Genomic DNA, 15,886 nt, shown 5'->3' with positions numbered 1-15,886 from the left:
CAACTGACGCTCTCCCCCGAGACCGTTACTGGCAAGCTTCGCAATCTGGGTCATCCAAAGAGCAAGCTAGTGGAACCGCTGCAGGTGCAGGTTCTGCTGCTGCAGCTGCGCTTTGGCTCGCGCCGCCACCGGATGATACTGCGTTAAGTGTGCCAGAGGTAACTGTGGATTTCTCTGTAGTTGTCGCCGACAGTGCGCGCAAGTAGTAAGTGGTTTTAAGGCCGCTGTACCACGCCATGCGATAGGTGATGTCGAGCTTTTTACCGTTTGCGCCAGCAATATAAAGGTTCAAGCTTTGAGCCTGATCAATCCATTTTTGACGACGGCTTGCCGCTTCTACAATCCAGCGCGGCTCAACTTCAAACGCCGTTGAGTAAAGCGCTTTTAAATCTTCTGGTATGCGATCAATTTTTTGCAAAGACCCTTCGTAGTATTTTAGGTCGTTAACCATTACCGAATCCCATAGGCCGCGCTCTTTTAGATCGTGAACCAAGTAAGGGTTAACCACTGTAAATTCGCCGGAAAGGTTCGATTTTACATAGAGGTTTTGGTAAGTAGGTTCGATAGATTGCGACACACCAGTAATGTTGGCAATGGTAGCTGTAGGTGCAATTGCCATTACGTTAGAGTTGCGCATACCCTGAGTTTTAACAGTTTCGCGTAGGGTATCCCAGTCGTGGGTAGACGACTTATCAACTTTAATGAATTTCTCGCCACGGTTTTCTATTAATAGGTCGAGGGAATCTAAAGGCAGAATACCTTTGCTCCATAAAGACCCATCAAAAGTAGAGTAGCTGCCGCGCTCTTTGGCTAATTCGCTAGACGCTTTAATAGCATGGTAGCTGATAGCTTCCATAGAGCGGTCGGCGAAGGTAACGGCGTCGTCGCTGCTATAGGAGATATTCATTTTGTATAGCGCGTCTTGGAAGCCCATAAGGCCTAAGCCAACTGGGCGATGGCGCATGTTAGAGGTGCGCGCACTTTCCACTGCGTAGTAGTTAATGTCAATTACGTTATCTAGCATGCGCACTGCAGTTTTTACCGTTTGCGCAAGCTTCTCTTCATCCAGCTTGCCGTCAACAATGTGTTGCGCCAAGTTAATAGAGCCTAGGTTACATACTGCAATTTCTTCGTTAGCCTTGGTGTTGAGAGTAATTTCGGTACACAAATTAGAAGAGTGAACCACACCGGCGTGTTGTTGTGGGCTGCGCAGGTTACAGGCGTCTTTAAAGGTAATCCAAGGGTGGCCTGTTTCGAACAGCATGCCTAGCATTTTGCGCCATAAGTCTAAGGCGCGCACTTTTTTGTGTACACGAATTTTACCCGCTGCTGCTTGACGCTCGTATTCTTCGTAACGGTCTTCGAATGCTCTACCAAATAGGTCGTGCAAGTCGGGTACGTCGTTTGGCGAGAAAAGGGTCCATTCTTTCTCTTCAAATACGCGCTTCATGAATAGATCGGGTACCCAGTTAGCGGTGTTCATATCGTGGGTACGGCGACGGTCATCACCGGTGTTTTTACGCAGCTCTAAGAACTCTTCTATATCCATGTGCCACGTTTCTAAGTACGCACATACTGCACCTTTACGCTTGCCACCTTGGTTTACCGCTACCGCTGTGTCGTTGGCTACCTTAAGAAAAGGCACAACACCCTGAGATTTACCGTTGGTGCCTTTAATGTACGCACCTAAACCGCGTACAGGTGTCCAATCGTTACCTAAACCACCAGCCCATTTAGAGAGCATGGCGTTATCTTGCATCGCACCGTAAATGCCGTGTAGGTCATCGGGTACTGTGGTTAAGTAACAAGATGATAGCTGAGGACGCAATGTGCCTGCGTTAAATAGGGTTGGGGTAGAGCTCATGTAATCGAAGGAGCTTAATAGACGATAGAATTCTACCGCGCGCTCGTTTTTGTTCTCTTCGTTAGCCGCTAAGCCCATTGCTACGCGCATAAAGAATATTTGTGGCAATTCTATACGAACGTCATTGCTGTGCAGGAAGTAACGGTCGTAAAGGGTTTGTAAACCCAAGTATGTGAACTGCAAGTCGCGCTCAGCGATAAGTGCATTGCCAAGCATGTTAAGGTCGTAAGAGGCTAGATCAGGTGAGATGAGGTCTAGCTCTATACCTTTTTCAATGTAAGCTGGTAGCGTTTTAGCGTACAGGGTTTCCATTTCGGCTTGAGTTGCTTCTTCAGCTATACCCAAAAAGCTAAGTGCCTCAGCACGCAACTTGTCCATTAATAGGCGCGATGTTGCGTAAGTGTAGTTAGGCTCTTTTTCAACAAGAGTACGCGCAGAAATAACCAACGCGGTGTTCAGATCAGTAAGCGATACGCCGTCGTACAGGCTGCGCATGGCTTCTTTTAATATAGCGTCTGCATCCACATCTTTAAGGCCTGCACACGCTTCTGCAACAACGGTTTTAATACGGTCGATATCGAGAGGGTGACGATCGCCGTTGTGGTCTACAACATTAATTTCGGGGAAATCGCTAAAGTTTACATCTTCTACGTTAACGGCAGGGGTACGTTGCTCGGCACGTTTAGCACGGTAAATAACGTAGTCACGCGCAACTTTGTGTTCGCCCGCACGCATTAATGTAAGTTCAACTTGGTCTTGAATTTCTTCAATGTGGATGGTGCCACCCGAGGGCATGCGGCGCTTGAACGTCGCGGAAATCTGAGCGGTCAACCCTTCTACTGTTTCGTGAATACGACGTGAAGCAGCAGCGGTGCCACCTTCAACCGCCAAAAAGGCTTTGGTCATAGCTACAGAGATCTTGTCGTCTGTATAGGGTACAACGGTGCCGTTACGTTTAATAACGCGCAGTTGGCCTGGTGCTGTAGCGTTGATGGTAGAAGAGGAAGAAGCATTGTCTGCTATAGGGGAGCCCTGAGGTTTACCTGTGTTTTCCGTTTCAGTTGTTTGCATAGATATGTGCCCGCTATTAATACAGTCGTATTAAGTGGATAGTGTTAAGAAAATGGTAGTGCTAAATAATTACGTATATATGATGCCAAGATCAAAGAGTGACATCGTCAAAAGCGCTGCATAGCTTCGCAAAAAAGTGCCAATAAATTGCCGTTTTGAGCGCGTCTAAAAACCACTATATATAGTGGTTGATAAAAACACTAAAACTAACCAAATTTGGCGCTTAAAATTACTAGAAGCTAAATGGGCATCGCTTTATTTTTATGTCATACCGCCAGTAAAAGGCTGTAATCTTGCCGCTAAGCCTTGCCGCGCTAGGGTTTGAATACATCCGTTGCACCCATCTTTCGCGTTACTTAGCTGCCAAACACCCCATCTGTTTCCTGTGTTTTATTTTGCGATAAACACCATATATGGGGGTGGCTGAGAATTTGGATACAAGATAATGCGGTTTGGTCTCGATTGCAAGGAGCTTTTTGTGCGCATAGCCTGTGGATAAAGTGTGGGTAAACTGTGGTGTCAGTGGTTACTAATCTGCAATCACCAGCTATTAGCGCCTTGTAACAGGTTTCACAAAAAAGCAGCCAATCTATAATATTTTCTTCTTAGTGGGGGCTCGTTTATAGCGTTAGTCGCGCCCCGTTACTTTTCGCGCCAACTACTAGATCTAGTGTATATAAATTAGCCTCTTCGCTCGGGCAAGTAGCATTGGTGGTGGCTAAACCGTTTCTCATAGGCTGCATGCTGGCTTCTTTGTTTAATGAAGGCTGTGGTCAGGTTTACGGTGTAGGATAGGTGATCTATTCGACAGTTTATTGTGCTAGTAAGGGGAGGGGGTAGCTCCGCTAAAAGGTTGTAATAAATGTTGGTGGGGGCGTCTTTCGGTGGTTAAAACGAAGATGATTGTTTTTTGATCAGATCTTCAGTTGTTGGCTTCAATCGTTAAATTACCTGTAGCTTGTAAAGCGTAGTGGTTAAGGCTAAAAAAGTTATGCGCTGGTCATTTGTTCAATTTGTAGCGCTGCCTATTTCTGTATTCATCTAAGTGTCAGTTCCTGATAACGCAACCCGCTACAGCGCACAAATTGGGTGCGTTTGATTTTCTGCTTTAACCGTTCGCCTTCACGTTATGGTAAGTGTGATCAGTTTTGGGTTTGCTTGCTTCAGCGTGAAGCTCGTTGTGCAGATTTGATTGTTCGGTTGTCTCCTATACTGACCTGCAGGCGGTGAAATATTTGTGCAATATTGGGTGGGGTAATTAATCAGTTGAGGCAAGGTTGTTCAATATTGTATTTATGCGGTTCATCTTGTTTTTACTTTTTCTTCATTTTAATGATTACTGTTTCCTGCCTTGTTTTATTCTTAAGTTTTTCGTCAGCTTTCCTTTGTTGTGGCTCTGTCGCATTTTATTTTTAAATTTTGTCGCGCCACTCGTGTTTTATTACATTTATATTTTCTGATTGTTGTCGATGGCCGCCGTGGCGCCGTATGCGTGGTGGGTGTTGGTACGACAAATATTTATTTTTATGTGTGTTTTGGGTGCTTGTGTTTTTGGGTTTGGGTGATTGGTTTCTAGTAAGAAAGTACTGGGTTGTTGTTGTGTTTTTTTAAGGTATTTTTTGTTATTGATGTTTTTTGTTTGTTATAAAAATAAATATTTATTGTTATTTGTTTTTTACTGTTTGTTTTTCTATTTTTTTACCGGTGAAAAAATAGTGAATGCAGAGTGATTTTAAAATCTAATTTGTCGCGCCAATAATTAAATCTAGGTATCAGTGAAAATTAATTAAAAAAATAGTTTGCAATCGAGTGTGTCACCCATAGAATCTCTTCGCGAAATATACCGGCGAAGAGATAAATTATTTTTCTTAAATATTATTTGTAAGTAAAAAAATATTTAAGTTAATAAGTCTAATACTTTTTTCTGGTCTTATTTTTAGGGCGCCTCTTGAGTTGGGGGATGGTGCTCTATTATTTTCTTGGGCTAAGTGCTCGTGTTTTATTTACCTTTGGGGTGAGAAGATGGATATTCGAAATACAGTTAATCGTCGCGTAGTAATTACAGGTATCGGGCCTATTTCTCCTGTGGGAATTGGTAAGCATGATTTCTGGGAGTCTATAAAACATGGTGTTACTAATTTTAGAGAAGTAACGCGGTACCCGGTTGATAAATTTAAAACCAAAATCGCAGCCGAAATGGATGTGTTTGTTCCTGAATTGGTAGATGGGAAGTTAACCAAAGCTCCAGAAGGCTTTAAAGGCTTGGATGTGAGTAAATTTGTTAACCCTAAAACTTTCCGCAAAATAGAAAACTTTGGTGTTGAGCGTGGTGGCTGGTCAATCTATTACGCTATTGCTTCAGCAAAGTTGGCTATGGAAGATTCTGGTTTAGATTTATCAAAAGAAAATATGGAGCGTGTAGGTGTAACCTATGCGGCTGCAAGCGGGGACGCACAACTTATTCGCGGTTCAAAACCTGTGTTTGAGCTGACCCAGTATGGTGCGCTAGGTGGTCTTTCGGGCACTATTGCATACGAATACGGAATTGAAGGTACGGGTATTCCCTCCGCTGGTGCGTGTGCAAGTGCAAGTATTAGCATGCGTTCTGCGTATTTGGAAATTATGAGTGGTGCGCAAGATGTGGTCATTACCGGTGCATGTTCTGCTGGTCTTGCTTGGTCTGGCTTTTTTGAATGTTGTGATGAGCCAGCACAAGGCCCTATGTCGCAGCAGAATGATTTAGAGCGCCCAATGAAACCTTTCGATAAAGACCGAGGTGGTTTTATTTTGGGTGAAGGTGCAGGTGCTTTAATTCTTGAAGACTTAGAGCATGCAAAAGCTCGCGGCGCCAATATCTATGCAGAAGTTGTAGGTTTTGGTCACAGTACCGATACTGCTACCCATTTGGCTGATGTTAGCAAGCCTGGTTACATTCGCGCAATGCGTTTGGCGAAAGAAAATGCTGGTTTGACCGATGAGGTTTTAGCCTCTAGCACTGTGTATATGAATACACATGGTACGTCCACTCGCAAAAATGATGTTTTAGAGAGCCATGCAATAGCCGAAGTGTTTGGCGATTCCTCCAAAAAATTCTTGGTTAACTCTATTAAAGGTACAACTGGTCATGCGCAAGAAGCCGCTTCTGCTCATGAGTTAATTTCTGCATGTATTTCTTTGCAAGAAGGTGTTGTTCCTCCCACCGTAGGCTTAAAAGAAGTTGATCCCGAGTGCGCAGATTTAGATTACGTACGCGATGAATACCGCAATGCGGACATCGATTACGTTATTAAAAATGCCTCTGGTTTCTGTGGTCCTTACATTACTACTGTATTAAAACGCTACACCGCTTAATTGCGGTGTAAGTTTTTCTTTTAATTAAATACTTCTATACGTCGATATTATATTGGTGGGTATATTTATGAGCGATCAAAAACAAGAGTTAACCAGTTGGGTAGTAAGCCAAGTTTCCCAGTTGCTAATGATTTCTGAAGAAGATATTTCAACGCAGGCAAACTTTTTTGAACTGGGGTTAGATTCTCAAGATCACATGGCAATTATTGCCGATTTAAACGAGAAACTCGGTACGCAATTTAAAACGAAAGTTGTTGACGAGCACGGAACCATCGAAAAGCTTGTTGCCTATGTGGTGGAAAATGCGAACGAAGCTCAGGCTGTTTAAGGCTGTAGATAAAACTCGATTAGGAGGTTTGAATAATGGATGTTGTAGCTGAAGTGTCGAAACAAGAGTTAAAGCAGTGGTTGGTAGAAAACATTGGTCGAATGTTAATTATGTCGTACGACGATATAGATTGCAGTGCACATCTTACTGAGTTGGGCATGGATTCACAGGAGACGCTTTCACTCTTAGGGCAAATGGAAGATTGGCTTGGCATTCGTTTTCCAGCTTCCATGTCGGAAGAGCTTGGCAGCATAAACGAGTTAGTTGATTCAATCTCTAACCTGTACAAGTGAGGTGGTGGTGTGTCTAACATTAGCTATACGGATGTATTGGTAGTCGGTGCTGGCCCGATTGGGCTTTCGCTGGCAATTCAGCTTAAGTCACAGGGCTTTACTCAGTTTCGAGTAATAGATAAAACCGATGAGCCTGGTGAGAAATTAATTTCAAGTATTTCTCGGGCAATTGGTGTGCATGCTCGCACGCTAGAGGTGCTGGAGGATGTAGGGGTAACCCCTTCATTGCTAGAGCGCGGTAAGATCGCCCATACGGCGAGTAATTATTACAACTCCAAGCTTACATACCGTGTAGATTATCCATCGGGTTGCGATACCAGTCATGTTAAATATAACTGGAACTTTATGGTAACTCAGGGAAATACCATTGATGTTTTACACACCCATCTTAGTAAGAAACTCGATCATAAAGTGGAATGGAATACTTCACTTGTTGAGTTTAAAGAAACCGATGCGGGTATTACCGCAATTATTAAGAATGATATTACCGGCGAGTTAGAAACCATCAATGCCAAATATTTAGTGGGGTGTGATGGTTGCCACAGTGCTGTTCGTAAAGGGCTGGGTATTGATTTTCCTGGCAAAGTTTACCCTGTTAAATGGGTAGTGTGTGATCTCGATATTGAATGGGATATTCCGCACGACGATATAACATTTTTGGGAATAAAGAATGCCTACGCTATTGCGCTGCCATTGGCTGGCGGTGGCGAAGGGCGCTTCCGGGTAACCATGGGTATGCCGCTTACCGAAGAGGAGAAAAAAGATCATTACGAACACGCTCAGCCAATTCGCGGTGGTCGATTTGGAAAAGAAGAGTGCGTGGCTTTCTTTAAAAAGCTTTACCCCTCCGCCAAAGTTAAATCTACACCTGCTGAACCGCAGCAGTGGTTCCAAGTTCATTGCCGAATGGCAACAACCCTTGCAAAAGGCAATTGCTTTTTAGTGGGGGACGCTGCTCACGTGCACAGCCCCGTGCTAGGGCAGGGCATGAATATGGGTATTCAAGATGCCGCCAATCTTGCTTGGAAATTGGTAGCCGTTTGCCGTGGCGATAGCTCGCCTAAACTGCTCGATACCTATAAGCAGGAAAGAGAATTTTCAGATACAGAAATAGTAAATTTTGTAGATAAAGTAACAAAACTTGTTATCACACCTTCGCGTTTTATTCAGTACGCGCGCGGTTTTGTCTTAAGTCGTATCCTTAAAGTTACCCCAGGCCGACGTAAGCTGGTTTCAAAAGTTATGCAGCTTTCTGTTAACTATGTTGGCAGCGAAAGCCCGTTAGTTAAAGATAAGTGGAGCGGCTCTAAGGGTGTTATGGCTGGTCATCGCATTCCAGACCCTATTGTTGATGAGTCTAGTGGTAAACGCCTATTTGAACTCATAAAAGGCAACAAGTGGAATGCCTTAATTTTTATTGGCCGTTCGCCTTCAGCAGAAGAAAAGGCTGCGGCATATGAAGTCGCGGCGAAAGTGCATGAGAACTATCAAGGGCTAGTAACGGCGCATATCGTACAGTACGGCAACGCCAGCGAGGCAAAGCCCAGCCCGTTATCAATGTTAAGTGATCAGAGCGGCGTATTGCATCAGGTGTTTGGTGTAACTAAGCCCGCCATTTATTTGTGTCGACCAGACCGCTATGTAGGCTATAGGGAAACAGGTTTCAATCACTGTTTCGACTATATGGAGAAAATCTATCCCTCATTTATGGCTACAGGAGAGTTGCTATATGGATAAGCTACCTAACGAATTTGAAACGCTAGTTGATTTATTGCAATGGCGTGCTCAAAAAATGCCAAATAAAGTTGCGTTTACCTTTTTAAAAGATGGCGTAGATGAAACAGATCAAATTACTTTTCGTGAACTGGATGAGCGTGCGCGCCAAATAGCGGCTCGCTTGCAACAGGAAAATACACCAAACCCGACTGCGTTATTACTTTATCCTCAGGGTATAGAGCACATGTGTGCGCTGTGGGGTTGTATGTATGCTGGCGTGCGCGCAGTACCATTATTTGTTCCGCAAAATGACCGAGTATACAAGCGAGTAAAATCTATTCAGCAGGACTCTGGAGCGCAATATGTATTGTGCGACAGAGAAAGTTACGACCGCTTGGAAAAGCGCTTCGACAGAATGCCAGAAGTAGCGAGTTTGCAGTGGCTGATCTCAGACGAATTGGAAGCAAGCTTAGCTAACGATTGGAAGCTCGTTGCTCAAGAGCGCGATACGGTTGCTTATTATCAATACACATCGGGTTCAACTGGTACTCCAAAGGGCGTAATGGTATCGCACGGAAATGTTATCTATAACGTTTCTGATATCGACGCCAGTTGGGATCACTCAGAAGATACTGTGCTTGTTTCTTGGCTGCCTATCTTTCACGATATGGGCCTTATTTATGGCTTTATGCAGGGTGTGTATAACGGTTTTCACACCGTGTTATTTAGCCCCAATGCATTTGCGCAGCGGCCTTACACGTGGTTAAAAGCAATAAGTGATTATCGAGCTACGCATTCTGGTGGGCCTAACTCAGCGTATATTATGTGCGTAGAAAAAGTGCTTGATGAACAGAAAAAAGATTTAGACCTAAGCTCGCTAAGAGTGATGTTTAACGGGTCTGAACCTGTGCGCGAATCTACTTTGCAAAGCTTTACCCAAGCATTTGCCGAGTGCGGTTTTAAAGCGGAGATGCACACACCGTGTTACGGCTTGGCTGAGGCAACATTAAAAGTTACTGCAACAAAGCTTGGCGAATACCCTAACCACTTAACGGTGGATGCAAAAGCGCTTGCGAGCAACAAAGTTTTACCCTTGTTAGCAGGCGAAGAGGGGCAAGTATTTGTAAGTAGTGGTGTAACTGTTCAGCAGACCGAAGTGAAAATAGTTAACCCTGTATCTAGTGAAGTATGTGCGCCCGATAGTATTGGCGAAATATGGGTAAAAGGGCCAACAAATGCGATGGGGTATTATCGCAAAGAGGAAGATACCCGCGAAATATTTAACGCCTATATTAACGAAACCGTCGATGGCCCATACATGCGTACGGGCGACTTGGGCTTTTTCTACAATAATGAGTTGTACATTGCCGGTCGATTAAAAGATCTAATTATTGTACGCGGTCGCAATTGTTACCCGCAAGATATTGAAGAAATTGTCGAGAACTGTCACCCGGCCTTATCACCCAGTGCCGGTGCTGCATTTAGTTTGGATGTGGATGGCGACGAAAGGCTCATTGTTGTTCAAAGCGTTAGGCGTTCACACTTAAAGCATATAGATGCGCCTGAAATTTTCAATGCTATTCGCCGATCTGTTTCTGCTCAGTATGGTGTAAAAGTGCACGATATTCAGTTGCTAATGCCCGCTTCTATTCCGCGCACCACTAGCGGAAAAATTCAGCGCAGGGCATGCAAACAAGCGTACCAGCAAAAAACATTAAAGGTGCTTGCCAGTTGGCAAGAAACAATCGAAAGCCCTGTGCCTACTAGCCAAGCCACATAACGAGTTGCATTATGCAAAATAAACATATTGTTTTTTTAGTTGTGCTGGTGCAGTTCATTAATGCATTAGACTTTGTATTAGTCATGCCCATGGGCCCAGATTTGGCCCTTGGGCTGGGGTTTGGATTGGAGCATATCTCTTGGGTTGCGAGTAGTTACACCATATCTGCTGCCGTGGTATCGCTTTTATCTGTTATGCATTTAGATAAATTCGATCGCAAAAAAGTACTAGTGTTCTCGCTTATCGGTATGCTGTTATCGACTGCGATGGGCGGGCTATCTACAGACCTTACTAGCTTGCTGTTGTCCCGTGTGTTGGCTGGCGGGTTTGGAGGTATGGCGATCTCTATTGGTGTATCTATTGTTGCCGATGTGGTGCCGCAAGAGCAGCGTGGTAAAGCCTTGGGTATGGTGATGGCGGGCTTTCCGTTATCGGCTATTTTAGGTATTCCGCTCGCACTTTATATTTCTGATCAAACCAGTTGGCAAAGTGCATTTTACCTATTAGCTGCATTTATTTTTGTAGTGCTACTCACCATTGTTTGGCAGTTGCCAAAACTCGTGGGGCACCGCGAAGCGAATCAAGGGTTGTTTGATTTGCGAGAGCTTATTCGACGACCAGAGATGGGCATAGGTATTTTGCTTGTTGGAATATGTGTATTTCCAGCATTTTTAATTGTGCCTCATGTGTCAACCATTAATCAATTTAACTATGGTTTTCCTCGGGCAGATTTATCTTACCTGTATTTAGCTACCGGAATTATTAATCTTATTTTTGTGTTAATAACGGGCAGGTTAGCGGACAAGTATTCGGCACTTACGGTGGGGTCTTTCTGGGCAGTAGTGTTGGCCGCAGATATTACGTTATGGATGATCTTTGCTGTGTCGTGGCCGGTGGTAATACTGCATTTAATATTCTTTGTGAGTTTTACCGCGTTAATGATTCCATCTGCGTCTTTAGCCAGCAAAATCCCCGCGGCTAACCAACGAGCAGGTTTTAGTGCGCTGCAATCGTTCTTCCAATATCTGGCAACAGGGCTCGCCGCGTCGGCTTCATTTTTTGTTATTCATGCCGATGCTGAAGGCAACTTAATGAACCTTAAACAGTTGGGGTTAATTGCGATTGCAAGCTTAGTGCTTATTCCGGTGGCTATTTGGTTTATTGAGCGGCGATTGAAGCTAGCGAGCAAACAGCGTTCGGTGGATGTCTCACCGGCTGTAAACGATGCGGCGATATAACGTTTTAGACAGTATTCAATAGAGAGTGGGTTGATGTAGCCATGATTAAAACGACAGAAAACAAATATTTTATTTGCTTTAGGCCCCGTAAAACAGTGCGTAAAAAGGTAATTTGCTTTCCTCCTGCTGGGGTGGGAGCGTCGTTTTATTCTAAATGGCACCAGCGAGTGCCCGACGATGTAGAAATTTGGGCGGCGCAGCTTCCGGGAAGGGAGTTTAAAAGCGAGCAGGCTATGCCTACCTTTTTAAAAGCGCTGGTTGGAGCATTTGTGGAAGACATAGGTGAGCTGGCGCAAGGGGATTATGAATTTTACGGGCATAGTTTTGGCGCTGCGCAAGCAGTATTGGTTGCCCAAAGGCTAAGGGCAAAGCAGGCGCCTTCTAGAATTGTCGTGGCGGCGCGCCGCCCTGTGCATTTGCCTTATACGGTGGAGCTGTCCCAACAAAGTGATACAACACTGTTTCGTTACTTGAATACATTAGGGGGCATAAGTCCCAGCGTTGCGGCCGATAAATACGTGCTTGCGCGTTTTATGAAGTTGGTGCGCAGCGACCTAACGCTAAATGAGCAAGCCTACGCAGAGTGTGACGGTTTGGTGGCGTGTCCAATAGAATTCGTAGCAGCAGATGGCGATATTGCCATTAGCATTAAAGAGTCTGAACGCTGGGGCGAGCTAACGAAAAAAGGCTTTAAGTTGCATTTGCTAGAGGGTGATCACTTTTTTGTGAATGACCCAGAACACGCTTTTTACAGCCAGATATATAGCAGCAAAAACGCACTGGAAACCACAAAAAAAGTGCAAATTGACGAGTTTTTCACTTCCTAGTGACAGCTTACTGACAGCCCTTACCTTAGGCTATGCGCTAAATTCTTTCAGGAGAGAAAGTAATGAACCGTAAACACTTATTAACAGGTCTAATTTGCGCTACAACAACTTGTGCTGCGCATGCCGACCTAGAAAAACAACCCCTAGTTTTAGGCTTGGCTGTTATGTCTCAAACAGAGGCATATCAAGATATAAAATCCGAAACATCGCCTATCCCCGTTCTTTGGGGTTCCTATAAGCGTATGTGGTTCCGCGGCACGGATATAGGCGTTATCGCCTACGAAAACGAGCGTTTCTCTGTATCCCCTTTTATGAGTATCAATATGGGGGCAGGTTATGAGCTTAGCTCAGTAGAAGCTGGTAGTCGCTTATACGAAGGCCTAGAAGATGCATCGGGCGCTATCGAAGCTGGTGTGGAATTTGAAGTTGAGGCTGGCATGGTAGAGCTGGGCTTTAGTTACCGCACAGATATTTCCGATGCGCACAAAGGCGATATTGCTGAGTTTTCAATCGAAGAAGATTTCCTCTTATTTAACCGCCGTTTGGTTGTAATGCCTGAAGTGTCTATTAGTTGGACCTCTGAAGAATATAACCAATATTACTATGGTGTGAGTGCAGAAAACGCGAGCGAATTCAGGCCTATGTTTGAAGTAGGCAGCGGCACTAATTTCGAAGCATCTGTGCGCAGTATGTGGCGTGTAGGTGACGTAAGAGTTTTAGGACGATTAGCGTTTGATAAATACGATAGCGCCATTATTGATAGCCCCCTTGCGAAAGAGGATCAGCAGTTCTCTATTGCAATTGGTTTAGGTTATGAGTTCTAAGTTACTCGTCATTACCGCTTTTATTGGCGCAATCTCAGGTTGCGCTCGTGCACCTAAGCAAATGGCTGCCGAGCCGCTTCCGTTTGAGTTACCGCCTGAGTGGGCGGTAGCTTCATCGAGTTTGACGCGAGTGCAAAGTGGGTGGGCTTCGCAGCTCGCCGATTCTCAGTTAGAGCAATATATTCGCAGCGTGTTGGCCGGCAATGCAAATTATCAGGCATTGCAAGCCAAAGCCGAGTTGTTTCTACTGCAGTACAAGGGCGCGCAAAAAGATATTTACCCAAGTGTAGAGTTGGAGCTTGCAGGCAATAGGCAGCAAGTAATGCGCGGAGCATTACCTGGTTTGGAGGCGAGTAAAAATGCCCAGTTATCACTCACTGTAGATTGGGAGTTTGATTTGTGGGGACGTTTACGCGCTTCAAAACGTGCAGCATTGTTGCAATACCAAAGTGAAAAAGAAGCGTTGCATTACGCACAACTGTCGCTGGCAGCGCAAGGTGCCAAAGTATGGTTCGAGCGCGCAGAAGCTTTGCAACTTTTGGCACTGGGTGAACAAGAACTAAAAAGCTGGCAGTTATCGAAAGATGTATTGCAGCGTAGGTACCGCGGTGGTGAGAGCTCGGCGACAGCACTGCATCAAGTTGATGCACAACTGGCATTAGCGGACGCACAGGTAAAGCAGATGCGTTTACAAAGCGCAAATGTAGAACGCAAATTGAGCGTGTTGGCGGGCGAGCTTCCTGTGCGTGAAGCAACTCCATCGCAGGTGGTGCTTCCGTCTATCCCCGATTTTGATGTGCAGCAAGTGCCGCTGGCGTCAATCGAGCAGCGCCCAGATGTAAAGGCAGCGATGGCAGCACTTAAGGCCTCGGATGCGCGAGCGTCTGCTGCATATTACGCGTTGTACCCTCAATTTAGATTGAGCTTGGTGCCCGCGCTTGTAAGCGGCCAGCTTACCAGTGCAGATAGCACGGCAAACACATTTAATAGTTCGCTTGCCGTGTTGCAGCCAATTTTCTCTAGAGGCAACCTAAAGCTAGAGTCGAAAAAAGCACAGTTAGCCGCGCAACAAGAATATTGGCGCTACGTGCAAACATTATTAGATGCCAGCGAAAGCATACTGGCAAAAGTTGATGGGCAGCAAAGTTTGGTTGGTCAATTAGTTGCGCAAGAGAATGCGTTACAAGCAGCATTGTTAGCGCAAGAATCTGCTCAGCAAGATTACTACTCGGGCGTGGCTGACGTGCAAGCTTGGTTGCAACTGCAGCGGGAGTATCTTGCACTGAAGAAAAGTATTGTAAAAGCTCGCACTGCTGCGCTGAATAACTGGGTTGATATTCAGTTGGATATGGCGAACCCTGTATTCTATGAAGATGTAAAAAATATAGCTGCTAGTAGTTCCGCGGTTACTCCTAAGGGGTAACCCATCGAGTTGGTTTTAAGTGTAAGTTTGGCAAACGCAAAACGTCTTTGAATTTAATTATTGATACACAGGTTTGAACATGAACAGATTAACAATAATCTGCTTACTGCTTGCAGTTGGCGTTTTTTCAAAGAGCGCCATGGCAGAATTAGATGTAGTAACCGGTGAGATCGTCTCGCAGCATCATGACATAACTATAAAATCGCAAGGTTTTATTGTGCCGTTTCAACAAACAACACTAGCTGCGCAAGTAACGGGTGATGTCAATCATATTTCAAACCACTTTGAGCCAGGCATGAGTGTGGCAAAAGGGGAGATTCTGTTTTCGATTGATAATACCAACTATTTAGCCCAAGTTGCCGAAGCAAAACAGCGTATGCTGGAAGCGCGCTTAGCGCTTGAAGACGAAAAAGTACGCGCAGATAGAGCGAAAAAAGATTGGCGCATGACTCAGTCTACCGAACCCAATGAATTGGCGGGTAGGGATTTATATGTTGATGCTGCGCAGGCTGCACTCGAGGCAGCCGAATCCCGTTTACAGCAGGCAAAGCGAGATTTGTCGCTAACTGTTGTGCGCGCGCCCTACGATGGTGTAGTTAAAACCCGAGAAATTAGCTTGGGAGATTTGCTTATGCCTGGGGCCGTGGCGGGCAGCTTTATTCAAGCTGATGTCGCGGCATTAGAGTTGCCTATCCGGTTGGAAGAGTTGCCCCTTATTAAGAATATAGATTTTTTGCGCGTCGAGCTTAAATCCGTTAATGGCGGCGATAGTATCTCGCAAAGCGTAGATGCGTATCCTGTGTCATTGTCTGCAGATTTAAACAAGCAGGAGCAACAAGCGCGCTTGCGTGTGAAGGTGCCTTTAACAAACTCCGGCGAAAGCAAGTTATTTGTAAACCAATATGTGGTAGCCAAAATTAGTATTCCTAGCAGTGAAAAGTTATTTGCTATACCCGAAGAAGTATTCACTCAGCGAAATTCAATTCTCTCTGTAAAAGGAGGGGTGATTGCCGAGAAATTTCCTGAGGTGGTTTATCAATATAAGGGTAAAAAATATTGCCTGCTCGGCGATATAGATTCCATTGAAGTAATCACCGAAACGCCTGACTTGTACTGGGCTGGCGCTGCGGTTAACCCCGTTAATATCTCAATGTTTTAATTTGCCGTTATT

11 protein-coding genes are annotated in these 15,886 nt (G+C 44.9%); 10 read left to right on the top strand and 1 reads right to left on the bottom strand.

The window, feature by feature from the left end; all coding sequences use genetic code 11:
- Positions 1-25: 25 nt before the first annotated feature.
- Positions 26-2,935 carry a ribonucleoside-diphosphate reductase subunit alpha gene (locus tag SDE_RS12860; protein ID WP_011468935.1) on the bottom strand — a complete coding sequence of 970 codons (2,910 nt, stop codon included), beginning with the start codon at positions 2,933-2,935 and terminating at the stop codon, positions 26-28.
- Positions 2,936-4,957: 2,022 nt separating this feature from the next.
- Between SDE_RS12860 and SDE_RS12855 the strand changes: the two genes are divergently transcribed.
- The 10 genes from SDE_RS12855 to SDE_RS12810 all read left to right on the top strand — a co-directional run bounded on the left by SDE_RS12855 (position 4,958) and on the right by SDE_RS12810 (position 15,874).
- Complete coding sequence (locus SDE_RS12855; protein WP_011468934.1) at positions 4,958-6,286, top strand: beta-ketoacyl-[acyl-carrier-protein] synthase family protein; 1,329 nt, start codon at positions 4,958-4,960, stop codon at positions 6,284-6,286.
- 67 nt (positions 6,287-6,353) lie between these two features.
- Positions 6,354-6,614 carry an acyl carrier protein gene (locus SDE_RS12850; protein WP_011468933.1) on the top strand — a complete coding sequence of 87 codons (261 nt, stop codon included), beginning with the start codon at positions 6,354-6,356 and terminating at the stop codon, positions 6,612-6,614.
- Positions 6,615-6,649: 35 nt separating this feature from the next.
- The gene (locus SDE_RS12845; protein ID WP_011468932.1) at positions 6,650-6,907 is read left to right on the top strand and encodes an acyl carrier protein; all 258 of its coding nucleotides are present in this window, start codon (positions 6,650-6,652) and stop codon (positions 6,905-6,907) included.
- Between the two features lie 9 nt (positions 6,908-6,916).
- A complete protein-coding gene (locus SDE_RS12840; RefSeq protein WP_011468931.1) occupies positions 6,917-8,644 on the top strand; it encodes an FAD-dependent monooxygenase in 1,728 nt (575 codons plus the stop codon).
- Positions 8,637-10,403: a fatty acyl-AMP ligase gene (locus tag SDE_RS12835; RefSeq protein WP_011468930.1), complete on the top strand. Its 1,767-nt coding sequence runs from the start codon at positions 8,637-8,639 to the stop codon at positions 10,401-10,403. The genes SDE_RS12840 and SDE_RS12835 overlap by 8 nt, the downstream gene beginning before the upstream one ends.
- 11 nt (positions 10,404-10,414) lie before the next feature.
- A complete protein-coding gene (locus SDE_RS12830; protein ID WP_011468929.1) occupies positions 10,415-11,641 on the top strand; it encodes an MFS transporter in 1,227 nt (408 codons plus the stop codon).
- 41 nt (positions 11,642-11,682) lie between these two features.
- Positions 11,683-12,468, top strand: a complete 786-nt coding sequence (locus SDE_RS12825; protein ID WP_011468928.1) for a thioesterase II family protein — start codon at positions 11,683-11,685, stop codon at positions 12,466-12,468.
- A 62-nt stretch (positions 12,469-12,530) separates the two neighbouring features.
- The gene (locus SDE_RS12820) at positions 12,531-13,292 is read left to right on the top strand and encodes a MipA/OmpV family protein (protein WP_011468927.1); all 762 of its coding nucleotides are present in this window, start codon (positions 12,531-12,533) and stop codon (positions 13,290-13,292) included.
- Positions 13,282-14,715 carry a TolC family protein gene (locus tag SDE_RS12815; protein ID WP_011468926.1) on the top strand — a complete coding sequence of 478 codons (1,434 nt, stop codon included), beginning with the start codon at positions 13,282-13,284 and terminating at the stop codon, positions 14,713-14,715. The genes SDE_RS12820 and SDE_RS12815 overlap by 11 nt, the downstream gene beginning before the upstream one ends.
- A 139-nt stretch (positions 14,716-14,854) precedes the next feature.
- Entirely contained in the window at positions 14,855-15,874 is a 1,020-nt protein-coding gene (locus SDE_RS12810) for an efflux RND transporter periplasmic adaptor subunit (RefSeq protein ID WP_041324679.1), read from the top strand.
- Positions 15,875-15,886 lie beyond the last annotated feature (12 nt).

The organism is Saccharophagus degradans 2-40 (assembly GCF_000013665.1).
Taxonomy (GTDB): Bacteria; Pseudomonadota; Gammaproteobacteria; order Pseudomonadales; family Cellvibrionaceae; genus Saccharophagus; species Saccharophagus degradans.
The sequence above is the reverse complement of the archived record's forward strand: the minus strand, read 5'-3'. Positions and strand labels throughout refer to the sequence as shown.

What these genes read in the sequence shown, in the direction of transcription:
- SDE_RS12810 (WP_041324679.1), top strand. Translation starts at nt 14,855, where the DNA reads ATGGCAGAATTAGATGTAGTAACCGGTGAGATCGTCTCGCAGCATCAT.
- SDE_RS12820 (WP_011468927.1), top strand. Translation starts at nt 12,531, where the DNA reads ATGAACCGTAAACACTTATTAACAGGTCTAATTTGCGCTACAACAACT.
- SDE_RS12860 (WP_011468935.1), bottom strand. Translation starts at nt 2,935, where the DNA reads ATGCAAACAACTGAAACGGAAAACACAGGTAAACCTCAGGGCTCCCCT.
- SDE_RS12850 (WP_011468933.1), top strand. Translation starts at nt 6,354, where the DNA reads ATGAGCGATCAAAAACAAGAGTTAACCAGTTGGGTAGTAAGCCAAGTT.
- SDE_RS12845 (WP_011468932.1), top strand. Translation starts at nt 6,650, where the DNA reads ATGGATGTTGTAGCTGAAGTGTCGAAACAAGAGTTAAAGCAGTGGTTG.
- SDE_RS12825 (WP_011468928.1), top strand. Translation starts at nt 11,683, where the DNA reads ATGATTAAAACGACAGAAAACAAATATTTTATTTGCTTTAGGCCCCGT.
- SDE_RS12830 (WP_011468929.1), top strand. Translation starts at nt 10,415, where the DNA reads ATGCAAAATAAACATATTGTTTTTTTAGTTGTGCTGGTGCAGTTCATT.
- SDE_RS12815 (WP_011468926.1), top strand. Translation starts at nt 13,282, where the DNA reads ATGAGTTCTAAGTTACTCGTCATTACCGCTTTTATTGGCGCAATCTCA.
- SDE_RS12835 (WP_011468930.1), top strand. Translation starts at nt 8,637, where the DNA reads ATGGATAAGCTACCTAACGAATTTGAAACGCTAGTTGATTTATTGCAA.
- SDE_RS12855 (WP_011468934.1), top strand. Translation starts at nt 4,958, where the DNA reads ATGGATATTCGAAATACAGTTAATCGTCGCGTAGTAATTACAGGTATC.